The organism is Exiguobacterium sp. s36, from assembly GCF_018618345.1.
Classification (GTDB): Bacteria; Bacillota; Bacilli; order Exiguobacteriales; family Exiguobacteriaceae; genus Exiguobacterium; species Exiguobacterium chiriqhucha.
Window position 1 is genome coordinate 164078 of the sequence record NZ_JACSLW010000001.1, and the last position, 19360, is coordinate 183437.

General features: G+C 52.3%; 26 protein-coding genes. 4 read left to right on the plus strand and 22 right to left on the minus strand.

Annotation, left to right across the window (positions count from 1 at the left end):
* Positions 1-15: 15 nt before the first annotated feature.
* A complete protein-coding gene (locus KNP95_RS00855; RefSeq protein WP_021067710.1) occupies positions 16-429 on the plus strand; it encodes an SA1362 family protein in 414 nt (137 codons plus the stop codon).
* Between the two features lie 35 nt (positions 430-464).
* Here the strand turns inward: KNP95_RS00855 and hpt are convergent, their stop codons facing one another.
* Together hpt and mntR are read right to left on the minus strand one after the other, a co-directional pair.
* Positions 465-992 carry a hypoxanthine phosphoribosyltransferase gene (hpt, locus tag KNP95_RS00860; protein ID WP_029595267.1) on the minus strand — a complete coding sequence of 176 codons (528 nt, stop codon included), beginning with the start codon at positions 990-992 and terminating at the stop codon, positions 465-467.
* Between the two features lie 178 nt (positions 993-1170).
* Positions 1171-1599, minus strand: coding sequence for a transcriptional regulator MntR (gene mntR / locus KNP95_RS00865; RefSeq protein ID WP_029595266.1), 429 nt, complete (start codon positions 1597-1599; stop codon positions 1171-1173).
* A 170-nt stretch (positions 1600-1769) separates the two neighbouring features.
* Here mntR and KNP95_RS00870 point away from each other — a divergent pair, with 170 nt between their 5' ends.
* Positions 1770-2144, plus strand: coding sequence for a rhodanese-like domain-containing protein (locus KNP95_RS00870; protein ID WP_081637957.1), 375 nt, complete (start codon positions 1770-1772; stop codon positions 2142-2144).
* 87 nt (positions 2145-2231) lie between these two features.
* Here the strand turns inward: KNP95_RS00870 and gcvPB are convergent, their stop codons facing one another.
* From gcvPB to KNP95_RS00935, 13 genes are all read right to left on the minus strand, one after another.
* Positions 2232-3707 (minus strand): aminomethyl-transferring glycine dehydrogenase subunit GcvPB, encoded by a 1476-nt coding sequence (gene gcvPB / locus KNP95_RS00875; RefSeq protein WP_021067714.1) that lies wholly within the window; start codon positions 3705-3707, stop codon positions 2232-2234.
* Complete coding sequence (gcvPA, locus tag KNP95_RS00880) at positions 3707-5044, minus strand: aminomethyl-transferring glycine dehydrogenase subunit GcvPA (RefSeq protein ID WP_214835904.1); 1338 nt, start codon at positions 5042-5044, stop codon at positions 3707-3709. Before gcvPA ends, gcvPB begins: the two co-directional genes overlap by 1 nt.
* A 25-nt stretch (positions 5045-5069) precedes the next feature.
* The gene (gene gcvT / locus KNP95_RS00885) at positions 5070-6143 is read right to left on the minus strand and encodes a glycine cleavage system aminomethyltransferase GcvT (protein ID WP_058763896.1); all 1074 of its coding nucleotides are present in this window, start codon (positions 6141-6143) and stop codon (positions 5070-5072) included.
* 147 nt (positions 6144-6290) lie between these two features.
* A complete protein-coding gene (locus tag KNP95_RS00890) occupies positions 6291-6629 on the minus strand; it encodes a hypothetical protein (protein WP_021067717.1) in 339 nt (112 codons plus the stop codon).
* Positions 6626-7111 (minus strand): shikimate kinase, encoded by a 486-nt coding sequence (locus KNP95_RS00895; protein WP_236355692.1) that lies wholly within the window; start codon positions 7109-7111, stop codon positions 6626-6628. Before KNP95_RS00895 ends, KNP95_RS00890 begins: the two co-directional genes overlap by 4 nt.
* The gene (locus tag KNP95_RS00900) at positions 7104-7382 is read right to left on the minus strand and encodes a hypothetical protein (RefSeq protein WP_021067719.1); all 279 of its coding nucleotides are present in this window, start codon (positions 7380-7382) and stop codon (positions 7104-7106) included. The genes KNP95_RS00895 and KNP95_RS00900 overlap by 8 nt, the downstream gene beginning before the upstream one ends.
* Entirely contained in the window at positions 7382-7864 is a 483-nt protein-coding gene (locus tag KNP95_RS00905) for a prepilin-type N-terminal cleavage/methylation domain-containing protein (protein ID WP_165569415.1), read from the minus strand. The genes KNP95_RS00900 and KNP95_RS00905 overlap by 1 nt, the downstream gene beginning before the upstream one ends.
* The gene (locus tag KNP95_RS00910) at positions 7800-8036 is read right to left on the minus strand and encodes a hypothetical protein (RefSeq protein WP_131471258.1); all 237 of its coding nucleotides are present in this window, start codon (positions 8034-8036) and stop codon (positions 7800-7802) included. Before KNP95_RS00910 ends, KNP95_RS00905 begins: the two co-directional genes overlap by 65 nt.
* Positions 8023-8460 (minus strand): prepilin-type N-terminal cleavage/methylation domain-containing protein, encoded by a 438-nt coding sequence (locus tag KNP95_RS00915; RefSeq protein WP_021067722.1) that lies wholly within the window; start codon positions 8458-8460, stop codon positions 8023-8025. The genes KNP95_RS00910 and KNP95_RS00915 overlap by 14 nt, the downstream gene beginning before the upstream one ends.
* Positions 8457-8768 carry a prepilin-type N-terminal cleavage/methylation domain-containing protein gene (locus tag KNP95_RS00920; RefSeq protein WP_021067723.1) on the minus strand — a complete coding sequence of 104 codons (312 nt, stop codon included), beginning with the start codon at positions 8766-8768 and terminating at the stop codon, positions 8457-8459. The genes KNP95_RS00915 and KNP95_RS00920 overlap by 4 nt, the downstream gene beginning before the upstream one ends.
* Before the next feature lie 17 nt (positions 8769-8785).
* Positions 8786-9763 (minus strand): type II secretion system F family protein, encoded by a 978-nt coding sequence (locus KNP95_RS00925; protein WP_058763902.1) that lies wholly within the window; start codon positions 9761-9763, stop codon positions 8786-8788.
* Positions 9745-10551 (minus strand): ATPase, T2SS/T4P/T4SS family, encoded by an 807-nt coding sequence (locus tag KNP95_RS00930; protein WP_131471262.1) that lies wholly within the window; start codon positions 10549-10551, stop codon positions 9745-9747. The genes KNP95_RS00925 and KNP95_RS00930 overlap by 19 nt, the downstream gene beginning before the upstream one ends.
* Before the next feature lie 59 nt (positions 10552-10610).
* Positions 10611-10997 (minus strand): Spx/MgsR family RNA polymerase-binding regulatory protein, encoded by a 387-nt coding sequence (locus tag KNP95_RS00935; RefSeq protein WP_021067726.1) that lies wholly within the window; start codon positions 10995-10997, stop codon positions 10611-10613.
* A gap of 250 nt (positions 10998-11247) precedes the next feature.
* Here KNP95_RS00935 and KNP95_RS00940 point away from each other — a divergent pair, with 250 nt between their 5' ends.
* A complete protein-coding gene (locus tag KNP95_RS00940; protein ID WP_021067727.1) occupies positions 11248-11511 on the plus strand; it encodes a DUF2626 domain-containing protein in 264 nt (87 codons plus the stop codon).
* A 37-nt stretch (positions 11512-11548) separates the two neighbouring features.
* Here KNP95_RS00940 and KNP95_RS00945 read toward each other — a convergent pair whose 3' ends face one another.
* Positions 11549-12169 carry an MBL fold metallo-hydrolase gene (locus tag KNP95_RS00945; protein ID WP_214835156.1) on the minus strand — a complete coding sequence of 207 codons (621 nt, stop codon included), beginning with the start codon at positions 12167-12169 and terminating at the stop codon, positions 11549-11551.
* Positions 12170-12326: 157 nt separating this feature from the next.
* On the opposite strand from KNP95_RS00945, the gene KNP95_RS00950 reads away from it, so the two are divergent.
* Positions 12327-12506 (plus strand): DUF2759 domain-containing protein, encoded by a 180-nt coding sequence (locus tag KNP95_RS00950; RefSeq protein WP_029595254.1) that lies wholly within the window; start codon positions 12327-12329, stop codon positions 12504-12506.
* 80 nt (positions 12507-12586) lie between these two features.
* Here the strand turns inward: KNP95_RS00950 and KNP95_RS00955 are convergent, their stop codons facing one another.
* The 6 genes from KNP95_RS00955 to KNP95_RS00980 all read right to left on the minus strand — a co-directional run bounded on the left by KNP95_RS00955 (position 12587) and on the right by KNP95_RS00980 (position 19195).
* Positions 12587-14503 (minus strand): LTA synthase family protein, encoded by a 1917-nt coding sequence (locus KNP95_RS00955; protein ID WP_214835157.1) that lies wholly within the window; start codon positions 14501-14503, stop codon positions 12587-12589.
* A gap of 242 nt (positions 14504-14745) precedes the next feature.
* Positions 14746-15708 carry an ROK family glucokinase gene (locus KNP95_RS00960; RefSeq protein WP_214835158.1) on the minus strand — a complete coding sequence of 321 codons (963 nt, stop codon included), beginning with the start codon at positions 15706-15708 and terminating at the stop codon, positions 14746-14748.
* 93 nt (positions 15709-15801) lie between these two features.
* On the minus strand, positions 15802-15996 hold the full coding sequence (locus KNP95_RS00965; protein WP_021065735.1) for a YqgQ family protein: 195 nt from the start codon (positions 15994-15996) through the stop codon (positions 15802-15804).
* Positions 15993-17015, minus strand: a complete 1023-nt coding sequence (locus KNP95_RS00970; RefSeq protein WP_214714634.1) for a M42 family metallopeptidase — start codon at positions 17013-17015, stop codon at positions 15993-15995. The genes KNP95_RS00965 and KNP95_RS00970 overlap by 4 nt, the downstream gene beginning before the upstream one ends.
* Positions 17016-17030: 15 nt before the next feature.
* Positions 17031-18083, minus strand: a complete 1053-nt coding sequence (locus KNP95_RS00975) for a rhomboid family intramembrane serine protease (RefSeq protein WP_131471267.1) — start codon at positions 18081-18083, stop codon at positions 17031-17033.
* 155 nt (positions 18084-18238) lie between these two features.
* Positions 18239-19195, minus strand: a complete 957-nt coding sequence (locus KNP95_RS00980; protein WP_021065732.1) for an L-lactate dehydrogenase — start codon at positions 19193-19195, stop codon at positions 18239-18241.
* Between the last annotated feature and the right edge of the window lie 165 nt (positions 19196-19360).

Consider the following 19360-nt stretch of genomic DNA (forward strand, 5'->3'; position numbering starts at 1 on the left):
GAGGAGGAAAGCACCATGATCAGACAAAGAATCGGCTCGACCGCAGCCACGATCGTGTTCATCTTAGGCTTCATCGGTGTCGGACATATGCTCGCGACCGACCCTGGTCGATTGTTCAGACAGTTGCTCTTCATCGGGATTTTCGGGTTGATTTTCTATGTGATTTATCGAGTGTTCATGGCGCCGAAAATTTCGGCTGAGGATATGCGTTACCGGAAGACCGCTCAAGCCTCGAAAAAACGGATGCAACGCCCAGGTGCGAATCCGAAAGTCAAGCCGTCCACTGCGGCCAAGAAGAAAGTGAAGCCCAGTTCGAACGTGACGAAACTGTCGAAGCGTCCGACCCGCTCGGCGCATCGCAGTGACGCCCCTCACTTGACCGTCATCGAAGGCAAGAAAGGCAAGAAGAAAAAGAAAGCCAATATGTGAAAACGAACCAGGCCATATCCGGCCTGGTTCGTTTTTCATTCTGTCTCGACGAAGCCGATGTACGGCAGATTGCGGTACTGTTCGGCATAATCGATGCCATACCCGATGACGAATTCATCTGGAATCTCGAAACCGACATAGTCCGCATCCAACGTGACGAGCCGGCGGGCCGGTTTATCGAGAAGTGTACAAATCTTCAATTCTCCCGGTTGATGTAACGTCATGTGCTGGCATAAAAATTTGAGCGTCTGTCCCGTATCGATGATGTCCTCGATGATGACGACGTACTTTCCTTCGACATCGAGATCTAAATCTTTACGGAGTTGGACGTTCCCACTCGAGACCGATTTCTTCCCGTATGACGACGTCGCGACCGTGTCGAGTTGGACACTGCCCGTCATCTCGCGCATCAAGTCGGCTGCGAAGACGAGCGACCCTTTCAAGACGGCCACGAGGACGATCGGTGTCCCTGCCGCATCGCGTTCGATTTGTTGGGCGAGTTCCGCCACACGTTGTTTAATCTGCGCTTCGTCAAACAGTTTCCCTTTGATTTGAATATCCATAATGTCGGCGATTGTTCGCCGTCACCCCCTTATCTTTCTTACCAGCACCCATTCTATCATAAAAACGGCTTAAAAATAGACTTTACTTAAAAAATATGAAGTCATCGTTCGGGTTTAGGTTAGATTTATGTAAAAACGACCGCTTCCGATTCGATTCATCGGTCGCGGTCGTTTACATTCACTCGTCTTCAGAGCGGTTCACGTCTTGAAACGCACGAAACTGTGCCATCAGTTCCGGTTTGTCTTCGAAAAATTCGACGAATTGGGTCATACAGTCGAGCGTATTTGAGCTTAAGTGGTGTTCAATACCTTCGACATCCTCATAGACGTGAGCTTCGTCGACGCCAATCAAGCGTAGGAATGACTCGAGCATCGCATGCCGTTCGACAAGCCGTTTCCCGATTTTTTGGCCTTTGTTCGTCAGCATGAGACCTCTATATTTCTCATAAATCAAATAATCTTCCCGGTCGAGCTTTTGCACCATTTTCGTGACAGAGGAGGGATGCACCCCTAAATGTTCGGCGATATCGGATACGCGAGCGTATCCTTTCTCCACCATCAGCAAATAAATTCGTTCTAAGTAATCTTCCATACTCGGTGTCGGCATGGGCATAGCCTCCCCTTATGTTCCGTTCTGCAATCTCTATTTTAACGCAACCATTTAGAAACCGAAAGCAGAACGGGGAAATCCATCAGTCAATCATTGTCTCATGACCTTAAATTCTTTATAATGGATGTTGGTGAAACTTAATAGAGAAAGGGAGAACATCAATGGGAATCGAAACTATCCTCGTCATCATCCTATGGGCTGCGCTCATCGCATACATCGTCTGGCGTTTCTTGCCGGCTCGCGGTTTGAAGAAAATGAAGCAAGAAGAGTTCCGTGCATCGCTCCGTAAAGGTCAATTGATCGACGTCCGTGAACCGAACGAGTACAAGGGAGGCCACATCGTCGGCGCCCGTAACATCCCGGTCGGACAAATGAAACTGCGCATGAAAGAACTTCGCAAAGATCAACCGATCCTCATGTATTGCCAAGGCAAGTCACGTACGAACCAAGCGGCCAAGCTGCTCATGAAAAATGGTTATACGGACATCTACATGCTCGACGGCGGCTTCAAAAACTGGAAAGGGAAAGTCAAAAAAGACTGACCCGCTCACTACGTCCACTCCTTCTAGCGGAGATGGACGTTTTTTTGCGCAAAAAAACCCGCTCGCTTATAGCGAACGGGTTCGGTTTCAATTGATGGACGACGGTTGGCGTCGTTCGTATTTGAGCACCGGCTTGCGAGCAGCGAGCGTCTCGTCGAGTCGTTTGACGACCGTGGTATGCGGGGCCGTCTGAACGATTTCCGGATTCTCTTCTGCCTCTTTGACGATTTGGAGCATCGCGTCGCAGAATGCGTCGAGCGTCTCTTTCGATTCCGTCTCCGTCGGTTCGACCATGATGCACTCCTCGACGTTGAGCGGGAAGTAAATCGTCGGCGGATGGTAGCCGAAATCGAGCAATCGTTTGGCGATATCGAGCGTACGCACGCCGAGCGCTTTTTGACGTTTTCCAGACAAGACGAACTCATGCTTGCAGAACGTATCGTACGGCACATCGAACGCATCTTTCAAGCGGGCGAACATATAGTTGGCGTTCAATACCGCTTCGCGTGAGACGCGCGTCAACCCTTCCGCGCCCATCGTCTTGATGTAGCTGTAGGCACGGACGTTAATCCCGAAGTTGCCATAGAACGGTTTGATGCGGCCAATCGATTGCGGGCGATCATAATCGAGCGTGAAGCCCGTTTCGGCACGGCGCGCAATCGGCGTTGGCAAGTACGGAATCAAATCGCGCTTCACTCCGACCGGTCCAGATCCTGGACCGCCACCACCGTGCGGGCCCGTGAACGTCTTATGCAAGTTCAAGTGGACGACGTCGAAGCCCATATCCCCAGGACGGGCGATGCCTAAAATCGCATTCGAGTTGGCACCGTCGTAATAAAGTTTGCCGCCGGCCTCGTGGACGACTTTGGCAATCTCCAAAATGTCGGCCTCGAACAAACCGAGTGTATTCGGGTTCGTCAGCATGAGCGCTGCCGTATCGGCCCCGACTTTTGACTTCAAGTCTTCCAAATCGACGAGCCCACGCTCATCTGATTTGACGGTCACCGTCTCGAAACCGGCGACGACGGCCGAGGCCGGGTTCGTTCCGTGTGCCGAATCCGGCACGAGTACTTTTGTCCGCTCCATATCACCGTTGTGATGGTGGAACGCCTTGATGAGCATGAGACCGGTCCATTCTCCATGGGCCCCGGCTGCCGGTTGAAGCGTAACTTCATCCATGCCGGTGATTTCGGCAAGTTGTTCTTGCAGGTCGACCATGAGCTCGAGCGCCCCTTGAATCGACTCGACCGGCTGCAACGGATGGATATGGGCGAAGCCAGGGAGGCGGGCCATATCTTCATTCACTTTCGGGTTATATTTCATCGTGCACGAGCCGAGCGGATAGAAGCCGGAATCGACACCGTGGTTGCGTGTCGACAGCGACGTATAATGGCGGACGACATCAAGTTCCGATACTTCCGGAAGCTCGGCCGCTTCTTGACGGATCATCGAAGCCGGTAAGAGCGTGTCCAAATCGACTTCCGGCACGGTCGGTGTCGGCAAGTTATAGCCCGTTCGTCCTGCACGTGACACTTCGAAAATTAATGTTTGTTCGTGTTGCATCACTTCATCCCCCCAACCACTTCAACAAATTGATCGATTTCTTCTTTCGTCCGAAGCTCCGTCGCGCAGAGCAACATTTGCGTCTGCCGTTCTGTCTCATACGAGCCGAGTGGCAAGCCGCCGATGATGCCGGCCTCGAGCAGATGACGCGACACATCTTCCGCATCGACTCCGAAGTCGACGACGAACTCATTGAACATCGGCCCTTCATCGATTACCGTGTATCCGGCAGTCTTGAGTGCTTCTTTCATGTAATGGGCCGTTTGAATGTTACGGACGGCCATGTCACGAATCCCGTACTTCCCGAGGGCAGACATCGTGATTGATGCCGCGAGCGCATTGAGCGCCTGGTTCGAGCAGATGTTTGACGTCGCTTTGTCACGACGGATGTGTTGTTCCCGCGCCTGAAGCGTCAAGACGAAACCGCGCTTCCCATCCTCATCGACCGTTTGACCGACGAGGCGGCCTGGAAGTTTGCGCATGAGTGCTTGTTTGACGGCGAAGTATCCACATGAAGGACCGCCGAAGCTTTGCGGGATTCCGAACGGTTGGGCGTCACCGACTGTGATGTCGGCACCGAGCGCACCCGGTGATTCCAGAATACCGAGCGCGAGCGGATTGCTCGACACGACGAACAAGGCGCCGGCGTCGTGCGCTGCTTTCGCGAGGGCTGACAAGTCCTCGACACGACCGAAGAAGTTCGGATATTGGACGACGAGACACGAGGCGTCCGTCAAATCGATGTCAGATATATCGGTCACTCCCGCACTCACGTCCGCATATTCGACCGTGAGCCCTGGCCCACCGGCGTATGTTCGGATGACATCCTTCGCTTCCGGATGGACCGCTCCTGATACGACGACACGTTTTTTCTTCGTATGGGCACTCGCCAGATACGTTGCTTCGGCGAGGGCAGTGATTCCGTCATACATTGACGAGTTGGCCACGTCCATCCCCGTCAATTCGCAAATCATCGTTTGGAACTCGAACATCGCTTGGAGTTCACCTTGCGAGATTTCAGGCTGATACGGCGTATAAGCTGTATAGAACTCGGAACGGAGAAGCATATGGTTCATGACGCTCGGAGAGAGGTGATCGTACATCCCAGCCCCGAGGAAACTCGGAGTCGATTTCGTGTGCACGTTTTTCTCAGCCAGCTTCGTCATATGACGAACGAGATCAACTTCCGGAAGCGGCGCACCGATGGCCGCTAAAGAAGCCGTCTCCCGGAGCGATGCTGGAATATCCTCGAGTAGGTTTTCAATCGACTCTACGCCAATCGTCTGCAACATGTCACGCTCATCTTGCTCTGTCATCGGTAAATAACGAAACTCCATTCTATTCATGCTGAATCCCCCTGTTTCATTTACGTTTATAAAACGGTGTCGGTACACGTTCGGCTTCTATTTTTTTACCCCGAACTTCAACGATAAAGTGTGTCGCCTCCGCGAAACGGCGATCGACGCGCGCCCAGGCAATTGATTCGTTCACCGTCGGCGGCATCGTACCAGTCGTGACAACACCAATCGTCTCTCCGTCAACTTCGACCGTCGCGCCTTGACGAGCGATACCACGCCCGAGCAGACGCAAGCCGATCAATCGGCGCGGGATGTCTTCTTTTTGCTTCACGAGGGCGTCCTTACCGATGAACTCAGTATCGAGTTTGACGGCAAAGTTCAAGTTCGCCTCGAACGGAGTGACCGTCTCATCGAGCTCGTGCCCATAGAGTGGGAGGCACGCTTCAAACCGGAGCGTGTCACGCGAGCCGAGCCCGCATGGCGTGACGCCTTCAGCTTCTAACGCTGACCAAATTGCGGCTACGTCTTCGGCGCGGGCATACAATTCAAACCCGTCCTCCCCCGTATAGCCACTGCGTGAAACGATGGTCGACACGCCGGCCACGTCGCCGGTCATGAACCGGAAAAACTTGATGTCGGCCAGCGGCAAATCCGTCAAACGGCCGAGCACTTGTTCAGCCATCGGTCCTTGGATGGCGATTTGACCATAGGCGTTCGACTCATCCGTCACTGTGACGTCCCCTGTGACATATTCACGGACGTGCGCCACATCTTTTTCGATATTCGAGGCGTTGACGACGAGCCAAAATGCATCTTCATCGAGTCGATAGACGAGCAGGTCGTCGACGACACCGCCATTCGGTAAACAGAACAGATTATACTGCGCCTGACCAATCTGTAATTTTGACACATCGTTCGTGACAAGACGTTGCACGTTCTCGAGCGCATCCGGTCCTTCGATGCGAATCTCCCCCATGTGTGACACATCGAACATCCCGACGTTGTTGCGAACCGCTTGATGCTCTTCTTTAATCGATGAGAACATGATTGGCATCTCAAACCCCGCAAAATCCACCATCTTCGCCTTTACGGAAATTAAATCATATAAAGGCGTACGTTTTAACGATACTTTCTCCATATTATCCCCCAATCCCGAACGTAAATAATGTATTTCGTGAAATATTTCGTTTTCTATTCCACTTTATCAATTTTTTGCGGCTCTGCCTAGCCAAAATGGGCAAAAATAAAGAGGATGGAAAACGAAAACGTTTTCATCCTCATTATTTCATATTTTAGTCTCAGTGGAAACGTCTGGGCGTTCGATTCCAGCGGTCCGTTTAATTTCTTTCGTCAAGCCGACGGTCGCTTGTTTCAGCTCCATCGTCTCGTCCTTCACTTTCACCGAATAGGCTTTCATCTGTTTCACCGATGCATTGACCGTATCCACGTGTTGTTTAATCTCATTGACGAGCCCTTGGATGACGTCGGCACGGATTTGGAACCGTTCCGTCAAGCGCTTCACGCGACGAAGGTCTGCCTTCATTTTATTACGGTACAATAAGAAGCCATACAAGCCGAGCCCGACAAGTGCGAGTACGATAATCCCAAGATTAATCCAAATCATCCTTCTACCTCCTTCAACTGATTCAATGTATGCGCGATGGCCTCTGTGCAGAGCGAAGCGTCAAGCACGTGATTTGCGCGCGCATAGAGCGGTCGACGACGTTCGTACAATGCATGAACGGCCGCTTTTCCGTTACGAACGAGTGGACGGTCCGAGTCTTTAATCCGTTCCCAACAAGCTTCAAACGGCAAGTCGAGCGTGATGATGACACCTTGCTCTCGCATCCATTCCATATTCGCTTCCCGTTCAACAATCCCTCCGCCCGTCACGATATAGTCAGCGCGCGCATTTTGTAACAGTCGACTCTCTTGGAGCCGAAACGCTGCTTCGCCGTAACGATCGAAATATGCCGGGATGTCCATACCGGTATGTGTTTCAAACAACTCGTCCAAATCGATGACGTGATTCGATTTTGCAAGATATTGTTTTAAGCTTGATTTACCTGTACCCATAAATCCAATGATGTAAAACGGTTTAGTCATCGAAATAAATCACCTCTTTATGTCGTTCACCGGTCTGAAGGCGTACGTCGACCTCAATCGTCCCAGTGCCGAGCGGACGGCATTGGATCGTGCCGGTCGGTCTCGTCAACGCGACCGCGGTCGACCCGCACGTCCGCTCCGCCACCATCACGTGAGCCTCGAAGCGAATCGCCAAGGCATCGAGCGCCAATTGTTCAGTGCTTCGTTCGATATCAGTATACCAAAACATCGCCCCGCCGAGTAACCACGTCAATACGATTAACGTCGACATCACAAAGTATCCGCGCGCATGCACATCACGTTCTTCTCGCGCGGCCCGGTCGCATCGTTCCATTGAATTCGAAAACCTTCCCCTACCGGTTCGACCCGGTACGCCTCGATTCCTCTTAAAAATAGCAAATTCCCTCCCCCGTCTCCGACCATGACCAAGTTCCGGTCGATTTGTTTGAGCGTCCACGTCCATGTCGTCCCGTCCGGGCGCACGTGCGTACCGACGAGACGGCCCGACACGACGTCACAATCGCGGCTCTCGAACAGTTTCCGCACCATCAGTTGCGGCGTCGTCTGAACTTTCGCCCGAGGTTGTTCATAAAATGCTTGTCCGAGGACGAGGAAGTGGACCATCAGCCCGATGAAGAGCGGGATGATCAACATCGTGAGACTCACTTCGAGCAAGGTGAAGCCCGAATCAAAGCGTCGGCAGGCAAAGGTCGCCGTCACAGATTGTTTGGCGTCCGCTCGGGTTCGCGGCATCGCGCAGCACCTCCCCTTGGAGCCGTTCATACTTACGGACGGTCGTCTCGAGGCGCTCGACCCGTTCCGTCGCCGCCTCGATGAATGGGGCAACGACACCGACCCAAGCCAGTAAGAGCGCCAGACTGAGGCAAATCTCCCAAAACGTGACTCCTTGCTCATTTCCCTTCAACGCGCAACACCTCCGGCTCGTACGTCCCCATCCTGAATTTCAACGTCACCATCGTCGTTCCTGAATAGAACTTCCACTGTCCCGCATACGTCGCTGCCGTGCGTGAAAAGACGATTTCACTATTGGTCGGCAAACTCAGATTGACCCCTTCCGGCACCACGCGGGACACGATTGGTGTCGTCCCGCAAGCGATTTGGTAGCGCCGTTCTTTGAGATACCAACGTAAACGCGGCACACACGAGCCGTCGGCGGCGACGTAGGGCGCTTGTCCCACTTCGGCGATGTCACTCACGAGCGCCTCCGTGAAATCGAATAATGCCAACCGGTCCATCGACCGGACGACCGGGGTCGCCATGAGGAGCAGGAGTGCCAAAATGACGAGGACGGCCGCCGTCTCGATTAACGTATAGCCGTCTCGCCTCACTGTTTCGTCAACGTACCGGTCGTCGGCGCATACGTGTACACGAGCGACTGACAACTGTATTCGAGCGGACTCTCAGTCGTGGCACGGTCGATCGCCACTAACGTCTCAGGGTACGCTTTATGTTCCGCGTAATACAAATTGATTTCGGACTCGACGATGCGCACACTGCCCTCGCAACTGACGCTGTCCGCTCGTGACTTCCCGTCTGACATCGACGGGACGAGGAGCAAGAGCAACACCGAGATAATTAGCAAGACGGCGGCCATTTCGACGAGCGTGAATCCTTGTTCTGATTTGAAGCGTGTCATAATCAGATTCCTCCTTGTCATAGTTGAGACATGATTAGTTTGACCGGCAAATAAATCGTATAAAAGATCATCGTGACCATCACCGTTAAAAATCCGTATAACATCGGTTCCGCCTTGGCGATCAGCTGCTTCCAATACAGCTCCATCTCTTCGAACACGAGATCCCGATGAATCATCATGATTGATCCGAGCTCCCCGCTCACCGTCCCGACGCCGAACAGACTGACGACTTCATGCTCGAGCAAACGCTCTTGCCGCGCCGCCGCCTCGAGTTCGCACCCGGCCGACATGCGCTCATGCATCCGTCTCGCGATGCTCGCCACTTCACCGTCTCCTCGTGACAGCCGCTCGATGATGTGACGGACCGAACCCTGTCCTTCACTCAACAAGGCTAACTCACTGACGAACAAGTACGTCACGTACAGCCGTCTACCTCTCTCGACGACACGTAGCGGCACGAGTCGGCCGCGTCGGCCGTTCCAATAGAGGCCGGCCCCAGTCACGAGCAATCCGACGAACAGACCTGGGAAAAACCATCGCGACAGAAGAATCGCGTTCAGCCCATCGAGCGTATCGACCTCTACCATCGTCAACAGCTTTGGGAAGATATACAGGGCGTAAATCGCACCGAGCCCGAGCAGCATCGTCAAAATCACGAGCGGGTACCGTGCCAACTGGCTGAGTTCTTGCCGTAGATTGCGGCGCATCGTCGATAAGACGAGCACTTGCTCAAGCCCTTCCAAAAAATGATGACCCCGTTCGGCTGTGACGAGCATCTCTCGCATCCTCGGGTCGGTGACGAGTCCCTCGAACACGTTGGCGAGCGGGCGTCCTTGCTCAAGTTGATTCCGCATCTCACGGATGACTAGTTTCATTTTTCCACGTTCATGCAGTTCGAGCGTCTCGAACGTCTTCTTCAACCCGACTCCACGTGACTGGAGTCTGAGGAAGCGGCGAATGATGGCCAACTCCTTGCTCAATTGGTCTCGGACCACGTACAGCTCACCTCGTCTTCCCGGTGCAGGATGCACCAATGCCGTGCGACTTCCATCTTCCCCGTGAGCTGTTCGAGTCGCCGTTCGCCATCTGTCACACTCGCCGTATGGAACGTCGCAATCGTCATATGACCGCTGAGTGCCGCATCATGCGCCACCCTCAACTCCTCACTCGTCCTGATCTCTCCGATGACAATCACATCCGGATCGGCCCGGAGCGTCTCTTTCAGCAACGTGCGATGGTCGAGTCCCGCTTTCGGATTGACTTCGAGTTGAATCACGCCCGGCACTTGCTTCTCCGGAGGGTTCTCAATCGTGACGATGCGTCGACCGGCCAAACTTTGTAAAAACGCATATAGGACGGTCGTCTTCCCCGCCCCGGTCGCGCCCCCGATTAAGAGCAGACCTTGCCGCAACGTCGACCATTCGTTGAACCGATGGACGTCCTTGTCATCTAACAACTCCGCTAAATGGAACGAGGCGTTCGGAAGCCGCCACGACATGAGCGTTCGGTCGAACGATGGTAGGAAAGTGACCCGGATTGCCTCAACTGACCCGGCGTACATACCGGACTGGGGCACGCGATGATCTGTTTCCGTCAACGAGCACCAATACTTCATATGTAAGGTCAATCGTTCATAGTCTGTATGTGTCATCATCTCCAATCGTTGCAAGTGTGCCCCATGCCGTACTTGAATCATCACCTCGTCCCCTAACGGCATGAAATGGACATCACTTGCCTGCAACGTACGTGCCGCATCAATCACTCGCTCAATTATTCGCATCATCTCCGCCACCTCAACATGAGCATAAAAAAAAAGCCCACTCGTTGGAAAGTGGACTTGCGTCATGAAACGTTTGCAGTTGTCGATTCGAAACGGCGGGCATACGCCTCGATTGTCGCCTTGTCATAACCGACAATGACTTCGTTGCCATCCGTCAAAATCGGGCGTTTCAATAGTTTCGGATTTTCGCTCATCAACTTGAGCAACTCGCTCAGCTTTAAATCTTCGACGTCAATGTCTAATTGCTTGAACGCCTGACTTCTCGTTGCGAGAAGCGAGTCGACTCCGTTTTCGCTCAGTGCCAATAGCGTCTTCAATTCGTCCACGGTCGGAGCGTTGCGGAAGATATGGCGCTCGCTTACCTCAAGGTGCTGCTCCTGTAAAAACGCTTTCGTTTTACGGCATGAAGTACAGCTCGGGTACGTGTAGAACATCAATTCATTTGCCATTCCAATACCTCCTCTATAATGTGTGGAACGATTCGTTCGATGTGTGTAAGTTGATTATACAACCTTATACCCGTTTTGTACATAGTTTGTACAAGTTTTTTAATTTTTTTGTACAACCTTGCCCAACGTTTTTATTTCACATATTTTTCACGATTATTTTGCTCAATTCACACGTTTTCATAGCATTTTTCTGAATGTGTTGGTAAAATAGTGAATGAGAATGGAATAATGCACGTATGGGGGGATTAACATGGCGAGAATGTTCCGTGTCCTAGGCTTTTGGACTGGGTTGATCGCGGCGCTTGCTTTCGTAGGCGCACTCGGTGGAGATCAAAGCAGTAGCGAACATAGTGGTGACTTCGTCGTAATGGGTCTTGTCTTTTTAGCTCAAACTATTTTCTTCGTCGCACTAGGCTACTTGAAACTCACTGAAAAAACGTATGTATACGTGTTCGGCGCTTATTTGACTGTCTTCTTCGTCGTCTTCACGTATTGGAGTAACTTCCAAATGTAAAAAAAGATTGTCTCCTCGTGAGACAATCTTTTTTTAGTTATCTGTCGAAAAACGGATTCGTCCGAATCTCGGCCTCGAGCGTCGTCTTCGGCCCATGACCTGAATAGAGCACCGTTTCACCCGGTAACAACTGACGCATGCGATCGATCGATCCAAGCAACGTCGCTTGGTCACCACCGTACAAATCGGTCCGTCCGACCGACTGTTTGAAAATCAAATCCCCACAGAAGGCGATGCGTTCGGTCGGGAAGTGAAGCGTGACGCTGCCCGGCGAATGACCCGGCGTGTGATGCAACTCGATGGTGAACGAACCGATTTCGAGCGTCTTGCCTTGATAGATCCGTTCGGCCGGTCGCATCGCCGCACTTGGTAGATGAAACTTCGCCGCCCCGTTCTTCTCGTCGTCCATCAGCCACGTCCGTTCCGCTTCATGGACGTAGACCGGGACGTTGTAACGGTCACGCAAGGCATCGATTCCCCCGATATGGTCAAAGTGGGCATGTGTCAACAGAATGGCGTTCAAGCCACCGAATCGTTCCACTGCCTCGAAGAATTTCGGGTCATCCGTGCCCGGGTCGACGATGAGGACCGTACCTTCTTTTTCGAGTACGTATCCGTTCTCTTGGGCCAGGCCCGATGTGATTCTTACTATGTTCATCCAGAACACCTCCCCCATCATTCTAATCGATATTGTGGCAAAATTGTAGCGGAGGCTTTCTTTTCTCGACAGCGTCTACATTATCGGATAAAATAATAATGATATTTCAGTGAAATTTTTATGAATTTCATGACGTATAATAAAGGGGGAACTCGTCATGCATTTGTATGAACCATTTGGATGGATCTCGCTCATCGTTGCACTCGTTGCAATCTGGGGAATGGCTCGTTCGTTTAAGAAGCGCCAATTCTTTCCACTTGCTTTCGCCGCGGTCACTGTACTCGTATTCGGATTTTTCGGCGTCGCGACATTGATTTACGGTGGAATCCCAGGCTAATGAGCACGAAGACGACTCTGGTCGTCTTTTTTTTGTATAACAAATAGCGCCGTCCCGGCTAAGCGGGACGGCGCTATTTGTTATTGTTCGGTCTGCTCTTTGAAGCGGAGCAAATCTGAGTAAATCAAATCATCGTTCATTTGGAGAATCTTCTCTGCTTCTGCACTATCCGGTCCACAGAGCGAGACGTCCTCGACGACTTCACCGCTCGAAGCGTCATAGCATGTCGATTGCGTCCAGACGTATTCGTCGGTGATGACGGTGCCATCCCGGAAAATGGCGCGGCTCGTCCGGTCTTCCGATAACAAGTCACTTCCGAAACCTACCGTGTCCGACGTGTCGATCCCGAGCAAGTGCAAGATCGTCGGCTTCATATCGACATGACTGCCGATCGTCTCGTGCACTTCACCTTTGTCTTGTCCCGGTAAATGAACCGCGAACGGGACGGACTGGAGCTTGGCGACGTCGTATGGCGTCAACTCGTCTTTGCCGAGCAAGTCGGCCATCGCGTCATTATGGTTCGTCGAGATCCCGTAATGGTCACCGTAGACGACGAAAATCGTGTCGTCCCACATGCCGTTCGCCTTCAACTCATCGATGAACAAGCCGAGCGCATAATCTTGATACGCGAGCGCTTGTGGGAAGTTGTTGAGTGTCGTCGAACTCGTCTCGAATTTCGGCACGAGTTCGTAGTCCTCGCTCGGCATCGTGTACGGGAAGTGGTTCGTGAGCGTGATGAACTTCGCATAGAACGGTTCCGGTAGCTCCTCGAGCATCGGAATCGACTGTTCGAAGAAACTGTCATCGAGCAGTCCCCATTCAGTCATGTCCTCGGGGTTGCCAAGATCATAGCTCTTCTCATCGAAGAACTGATCGACGCCGATGTTTTTATACATCAAGTCTCGGTTCCAGAACGATTTGTTGTTCGCATGAAACACGGCCGAGTAGTAATTATCTTCCTTAATCAATTCAGGGAGTGCCTGATACTCGTTATCGGCGTTCGTGAAGTAGACGGCACCACGCGGAAGTCCGTATAGCGAGTTGTCGAGTGCGAACTCGGCATCCGACGTCTTCCCTTGACCGACCGTATGGTAATAGTTCGGCCAGTAGTGGGACTCTTCGATCAGTTTGTTCAAGTTCGGTGTGATGTACTCGCCATTCGACGCTTTCATGTTGTGCGTGAAGTTTTGGGCCGACTCGAACGAGACGACGACCACGTTCTTGCCTTTATATTTCCCGAAGTAATCCGGGTTCGGTGCTGCATAGTGTTGACGGGTGTACTTCTCGATTTTGGCGAGTTCTGACCCGTCAGCCATCGCCTTCTGGGCCGACGTTTTCGTTTGAAGCATCGCATCGTAGACGTGGAAGTTGAACGTCCCGATATTCTTGACCAACAGTTCCCGGTCGAACGAACGAGTCAACAGTTCCGGACGCTCTGTTTCAGCGAGCGACAAGTTGAACAAGAACACGACGACGGCCGTCGCGAACGTCACGAGCGCTCTCCGATGAGAGGCAGCCGTCGCTGTCGCGTTGATGCGCCATAGGATGAACGGCAAGATGAGAACGTCCCCGAGGATAATCAAATCTTTCCATTCCAACAGTGACGTGAACGATGTCGACAACGTCTCCATGTTCGACGGTTGCAAGATGACCGGCATCGTCAAGTAGTCGGTAAACTCGCGGTAATAGACGGCATCCGCAAACAAGATGAACGATGCTACGGCATACAGCATGTACAAGACCCATTTCTGCTTATTTCCTTTAAAGAAGAAACTGAACGCGAATAGGAATAGAGTGGAGCTGATCGGGCTGATCAGCAGAATGAATGCCTGAGCGGTGTTTTCAATCGGGATATTGAAGAAAAATTGGTAAACTACGTACGTCTTCGTCCAAAGTAATAGCGAGAAAATCCAAAATAACCGATATTCATGAAACGAAGCGCGGACCGTATCATTCAGTCGCATAGTAAGCTTCGAGAAGCTCTGAGATGACTTCATCTGACGGCCTCCTCCTCTGTTCAACGGGCGACGAGACCAACTGATTCGCGTCCCCCTATTTTTTTATAAGTCCAATTGGCTTGTTATCCATTTCACGTACGATAACAGTCCGGTATCAAGTCCAAATCTTACCCCTTTTTTAACAAAAAATCAACTCCGTCATTACAAATTTTACATTATCCCATACCCGTTCCAAATAAAAAACACGCCTGCGTCAAATCGCAGGCGTACATGGACAAACGTTATACACGAGTCGGGATAAAGTGTTTACGAGCGAGCCACGCACAACCGATGACACCCGCATCGTTCTCGAGTTCCGCGATTTTGAACGCCGTTGACGCATAGACGCGCTCGAGGGCGAACCGTTTGAACTGCTCGTCGAGCGGCTCGAGGAGTGCTTCGCGTGCTTTCGAGACGCCTCCGCCGATGACGATCATCTTCGGGTTCAACGTGTTGGCGATATTCGAAATCGTCAATCCAAGATATTCGGTCATTTCGTTCACGACTTCTGTCGCGACGACATCATTCGCTTTATACGCTTCGAACACGTCGCGTGCCGTCACTTCGTTCAGTTCGTTCAATGATGTCGTCCGACCTTTACGTTTTTGGAGCGCCAGACGGGCGACCCCTGTAGCCGAAGCAATCGTCTCGATGCAACCTTTACGGCCGCAGCCACACATGACGGCTTTCGACTCGTCACGTTCAACCGTGATATGGCCAATCTCCCCAGCCATACCAGCAGCCCCGTGGACGATATTGCCGTTCGTGATGACACCGCCGCCGACGCCTGTGCCGAGCGTGATGGCGAGCAGTTCTGACGCGCCTTCGCCTGCCCCTTTCCACATTTCACCGAGTGCGGCAGCGTTGGCGTCATTCTCTAAGACGGCCGGCAAACCGACCGCTTTCTCGAACTCGCTGACGAGCGCAAAGTTTTTCCAGCCGATGTTTGGTGAATATTCGACCACACCTTCTGAAAAGTTGACGAAGCCTGGTGCCCCGATGCCCGCTCCTGCGAAATCTTGCTTCGCTTTGCCCGACGTTTCTAAATAGGCTTCGAATGAAGCGGCAATATCAGTCGGAATATGTACCCCGTTCTCACGAATATCCGTTGTAATCTCCCACTTGTCAGAAATAATCCCGTTCATATCGAGGACGGCCATCTTCACCGTCGTTCCACCAATGTCGATTCCTAATAACCACTTCATGTGTTTCACTCCTCGTCTCGATTAAATCGCTTTCATCCCATAGTTTACACTATTAAACCCCTAGTGCAAACCTTTGCACTAGGGGTTTTTCTGTCAATCTCTTGAATTTTTCAGTTCATGGGTCAAAATAATCTTGGCCGTGTCATATTCCCGTTGTTCAATCATTCCGCCCGCATGCAACTCATCGAGTTCCATCATCATGAGCCCGATCTCGGCATCGCGCTCCCCGATATAAATGATCGTGCCGAACGATTTCAAAAATTGCTGGACGTCATAAAAATTTTTCATCGTTCGTCCTCCATCGCGGTGAGCACGAAACGGTACAGCAGTTCCCGCGTCGCTTCGAGCGATTTGAGATGCGTCCGCTCATAGCTATGGCTCGACTCGATGCCTGGTCCGACGAGCGCGTGGCGCACATCGTAGCCGGCTCCGATTGCAGCCGAGGCGTCCGATCCATAGTACGGATAGATATCGACTTTATGGGCGATGTCATGTTCCCGGCATAGCGCGGTGAATTGACGGCGCAACCCGAGATCATACGGGCCTGACGAATCTTTCGCACAAATCGAAACTGTATACTCGTCCGAGTGTTGCCCGTCCCCGAGCGCACCCATATCGACAGCGATATATTCAGTCACCGCTTCGGGAATTCCGGCGTTGCCCCCGAACCCGACCTCTTCATAGTTCGAGATCAAGTAATGGACCGGGTGTGGCAACTCCGCCTCGACCAGATCTTTCGCCAAATCGAGCAAGATGGCAACGGACGCCTTGTCATCGAGATGACGTGATTTGATATAACCGGCGTCGGTCTGACGGAAGCGCGGGTCGAATGAGACGAAGTCCCCGACCTCGATACCGAGGGCCCTTACGTCTTCGGCTGTATGGACGTCCGCGTCCAAGCGCACTTCAATCGTTGACGCCGTCCGTTCGGCGCTATTCGTATCCTTATAGACATGGACGCTCGATTGATGAATGAGAATCGTTCCTTCAATCGGCGCACCCGTCTCGGCATGAACCAGACAGTTCTCCCCTTCGATTGCGGTCCAGGCGTATCCACCGACTTGCGTCAAGCGCAAGCGGCCGCTCGGCAAGATTTCTTTCACCATCGCGCCGAGCGTATCGACATGGGCCGTCAACAGGCGGGCTCGATTCGATTTGCCCTCAAATGTCGCCAGAAGCGCCCCTTTGTTCAAGCGTTTCGTGGGGATCCCGAGTGCCGTCAGTTCTTGTTCGACGAATCCGATCGCCTCGTCCGTCATCCCGGACGGACTTGGAATTTCAACCAATTGCTTCAACGTTTCAATCATACCCTTACTCCTTTGTCATCGATTGTAGCCGAGCCAAAATAATATGCCGGACGCCACGAACACGAGCCCCGCAAATAGCAGGCGACGTTTCTTCACATGTTCATCCGGTAAGCCGACCACTCCCGCCATCAGAAAGCCCCCGACGAGTCCACCCGCGTGTGCGGAATGGTCCAAACTAGCGCCAAGGACGAAAGCGAGTCCCACGTTTAATCCTAACATAATAAACAGTGGAGGGCCGAGTGTCTTCATAAATAAGGAGCGGTCGCGCAGTCCGAAATAGAGCAGTGCGCCGACAAGCCCAAACAATGCCCCGGACGCGCCGGCCGAGATGGCTTCGCTGAACGCATACGAGGCGACCGTGGCGATGACACCTGCCAACAGATAAATGGTGGCGAAACGCGTCGACCCGTACATCCGTTCCACGAGCGGGCCGAGTGACCAGAGCGCGAACATGTTGATGGCGAAATGGAACCAACCGATATGAAGGAACATCGGTGTGATCAGACGCCACCATTCTCCTTCGTCGATGAGAGGATTCACTTTCGCACCAAAGCGGATGAGCGTGTTCGGATCGAGCGTCGAGCCGATTGATTCGGCGAACCACATGACGAGGAACGTCACGAACATGAGCGCATAGACGAACTGAGGCTTCCCAAAGGCGAACCGTTGCTTCAGTTCATTTTTCCGTTGTTGGTCGAGAGCGACGGCACGCGGGCGATATGACGTTTCCGTTTCGGCGCACGGCCGCATCTCGAGCTTCACTTTTGCCGCAATCGGGAACGTGAGCGACGACAGACGCTCTTCATCGACGAGCGGGTCACCATAAATGTGGACATGGAGCTTCTCGCGGCCGATTCGGGCCAAGCGAAACGAGTTCATGACCGCCTCGACGTCCAAGGCGACATGGTTCGCCCACGCCTTATCTGTCCGTATGTAGAGGTGATAGACATCCCCCGCTTTCGTGTCGAACAATAAAAGTGCCCGCGACGGCTCTAAGACGCCCTCGATGCGTCCTCCTGCTTCGACGGCACGATATACATCTTCCCAAAAACAAGCTGGTTCTGTCATGTTGGCTCACCTCCTTCTATACTTTCATTCTAAAGGAATTTAGGCAGGACGACAAAATCGAGCATCGCCCCAATCTGCCCCGCTCTTCCGTCGGTCCACAAAAAAACCGTAGTGGCGGGAGCCAACTACGGTCATGACAGAACGAGTAATCGTTCTTATAAGACAGGTTGCATCGTTTTCAATAACACTTCTGCCGAATGATGCATCTTTTGTTTTTCTTCGTCTGACAACTCGATTTCCACGACTTGACGGACTCCTTGGCGGTTGATGATGGCCGGTACACCGATATGGATATCGTTCAAGCCGTATTCACCATCTAAATGTGCGCCGACCGTCAACAACGTGTTCTCGTTACGGAGCACAGCCTTGACGAGACGGAGCAAACCGAGGCCGATGGCGTAGTACGTCGCGCCTTTGCGCTCGATGATGTGGTACGCCGCGTCCCGAACGTTGACGTAGATGTCTTCGAGGTCTTCCCATGTATACTCGTCGTTCTCTTCAAGCAACTGCTCGACCGACTTCCCGTAGATGCGGGCGTTGCTCCAGGCCGCGAATTCCGTGTCTCCGTGCTCACCCATGATGTAGGCGTGGCAGTTGCGTGGATCGACGTTGAAATAGTCGCCGAGCATGTAACGGAGACGTGACGTATCGAGTACCGTTCCTGATCCGAACACGCGGTGTTTCGGTAAACCTGAGTATTTCCAAGCCAAATGTGTCATGATGTCGACCGGGTTCGAGGCGATGATGATGATGCCGTCGAATCCAGATGCCATGATGTCCCCAATCATCGATTTCATGATTTTGGCGTTCTTCTCGACGAGGTCGAGGCGAGTTTCACCCGGTTTTTGCGGAGCACCGGCAGTGATGACGACGATATCTGCTGCACCACAGTCCGTATAGTCCCCTGCCCAGACGCGCATCGGTGAAGAAGCGAACGAGACGCCGTGGTTCAAGTCCATCGCTTCGCCTTCCGCCTTCGATTTGTTGATGTCGATAATGACGAGTTCCTCACAAAGACTTGCTGTCGTCAATTGGTAAGCAAAGCTGGCACCGACCGCTCCGGCCCCAACGAGCGCGACGCGTGTTACTTTTGCATGATTTAATGTTTCCATATTGATTCTCCACCCTTCGAACAATCTGTTTCATGTTTTTGTTATGTCTGTTACATAAAGATTGTAACATCATTCACAAACACTCACTACTAAGGAAACCGTTTTCACTTTGGCGATATTGTGACAAAATTCACATTCGTTTGAAACATCTACATTTTCTGTACT

Bases quoted from the DNA above. Each gene is read 5' to 3' on its own strand.
- KNP95_RS00855 (WP_021067710.1), top strand. From the start codon at position 16: ATGATCAGACAAAGAATCGGCTCGACCGCAGCCACGATCGTGTTCATC.
- hpt (WP_029595267.1), bottom strand. From the start codon at position 992: ATGGATATTCAAATCAAAGGGAAACTGTTTGACGAAGCGCAGATTAAA.
- mntR (WP_029595266.1), bottom strand. From the start codon at position 1,599: ATGCCGACACCGAGTATGGAAGATTACTTAGAACGAATTTATTTGCTG.
- gcvPB (WP_021067714.1), bottom strand. From the start codon at position 3,707: ATGCAACACGAACAAACATTAATTTTCGAAGTGTCACGTGCAGGACGA.
- gcvPA (WP_214835904.1), bottom strand. From the start codon at position 5,044: ATGGAGTTTCGTTATTTACCGATGACAGAGCAAGATGAGCGTGACATG.
- gcvT (WP_058763896.1), bottom strand. From the start codon at position 6,143: ATGGAGAAAGTATCGTTAAAACGTACGCCTTTATATGATTTAATTTCC.
- KNP95_RS00890 (WP_021067717.1), bottom strand. From the start codon at position 6,629: ATGATTTGGATTAATCTTGGGATTATCGTACTCGCACTTGTCGGGCTC.
- KNP95_RS00895 (WP_236355692.1), bottom strand. From the start codon at position 7,111: ATGACTAAACCGTTTTACATCATTGGATTTATGGGTACAGGTAAATCA.
- KNP95_RS00900 (WP_021067719.1), bottom strand. From the start codon at position 7,382: ATGTCGACGTTAATCGTATTGACGTGGTTACTCGGCGGGGCGATGTTT.
- KNP95_RS00905 (WP_165569415.1), bottom strand. From the start codon at position 7,864: ATGCCGCGAACCCGAGCGGACGCCAAACAATCTGTGACGGCGACCTTT.
- KNP95_RS00920 (WP_021067723.1), bottom strand. From the start codon at position 8,768: ATGACACGCTTCAAATCAGAACAAGGATTCACGCTCGTCGAAATGGCC.
- KNP95_RS00930 (WP_131471262.1), bottom strand. From the start codon at position 10,551: ATGATGCGAATAATTGAGCGAGTGATTGATGCGGCACGTACGTTGCAG.
- KNP95_RS00935 (WP_021067726.1), bottom strand. From the start codon at position 10,997: ATGGCAAATGAATTGATGTTCTACACGTACCCGAGCTGTACTTCATGC.
- KNP95_RS00940 (WP_021067727.1), top strand. From the start codon at position 11,248: ATGGCGAGAATGTTCCGTGTCCTAGGCTTTTGGACTGGGTTGATCGCG.
- KNP95_RS00945 (WP_214835156.1), bottom strand. From the start codon at position 12,169: ATGAACATAGTAAGAATCACATCGGGCCTGGCCCAAGAGAACGGATAC.
- KNP95_RS00950 (WP_029595254.1), top strand. From the start codon at position 12,327: ATGCATTTGTATGAACCATTTGGATGGATCTCGCTCATCGTTGCACTC.
- KNP95_RS00955 (WP_214835157.1), bottom strand. From the start codon at position 14,503: ATGAAGTCATCTCAGAGCTTCTCGAAGCTTACTATGCGACTGAATGAT.
- KNP95_RS00960 (WP_214835158.1), bottom strand. From the start codon at position 15,708: ATGAAGTGGTTATTAGGAATCGACATTGGTGGAACGACGGTGAAGATG.
- KNP95_RS00965 (WP_021065735.1), bottom strand. From the start codon at position 15,996: ATGAAAAATTTTTATGACGTCCAGCAATTTTTGAAATCGTTCGGCACG.
- KNP95_RS00970 (WP_214714634.1), bottom strand. From the start codon at position 17,015: ATGATTGAAACGTTGAAGCAATTGGTTGAAATTCCAAGTCCGTCCGGG.
- KNP95_RS00975 (WP_131471267.1), bottom strand. From the start codon at position 18,083: ATGACAGAACCAGCTTGTTTTTGGGAAGATGTATATCGTGCCGTCGAA.
- KNP95_RS00980 (WP_021065732.1), bottom strand. From the start codon at position 19,195: ATGGAAACATTAAATCATGCAAAAGTAACACGCGTCGCGCTCGTTGGG.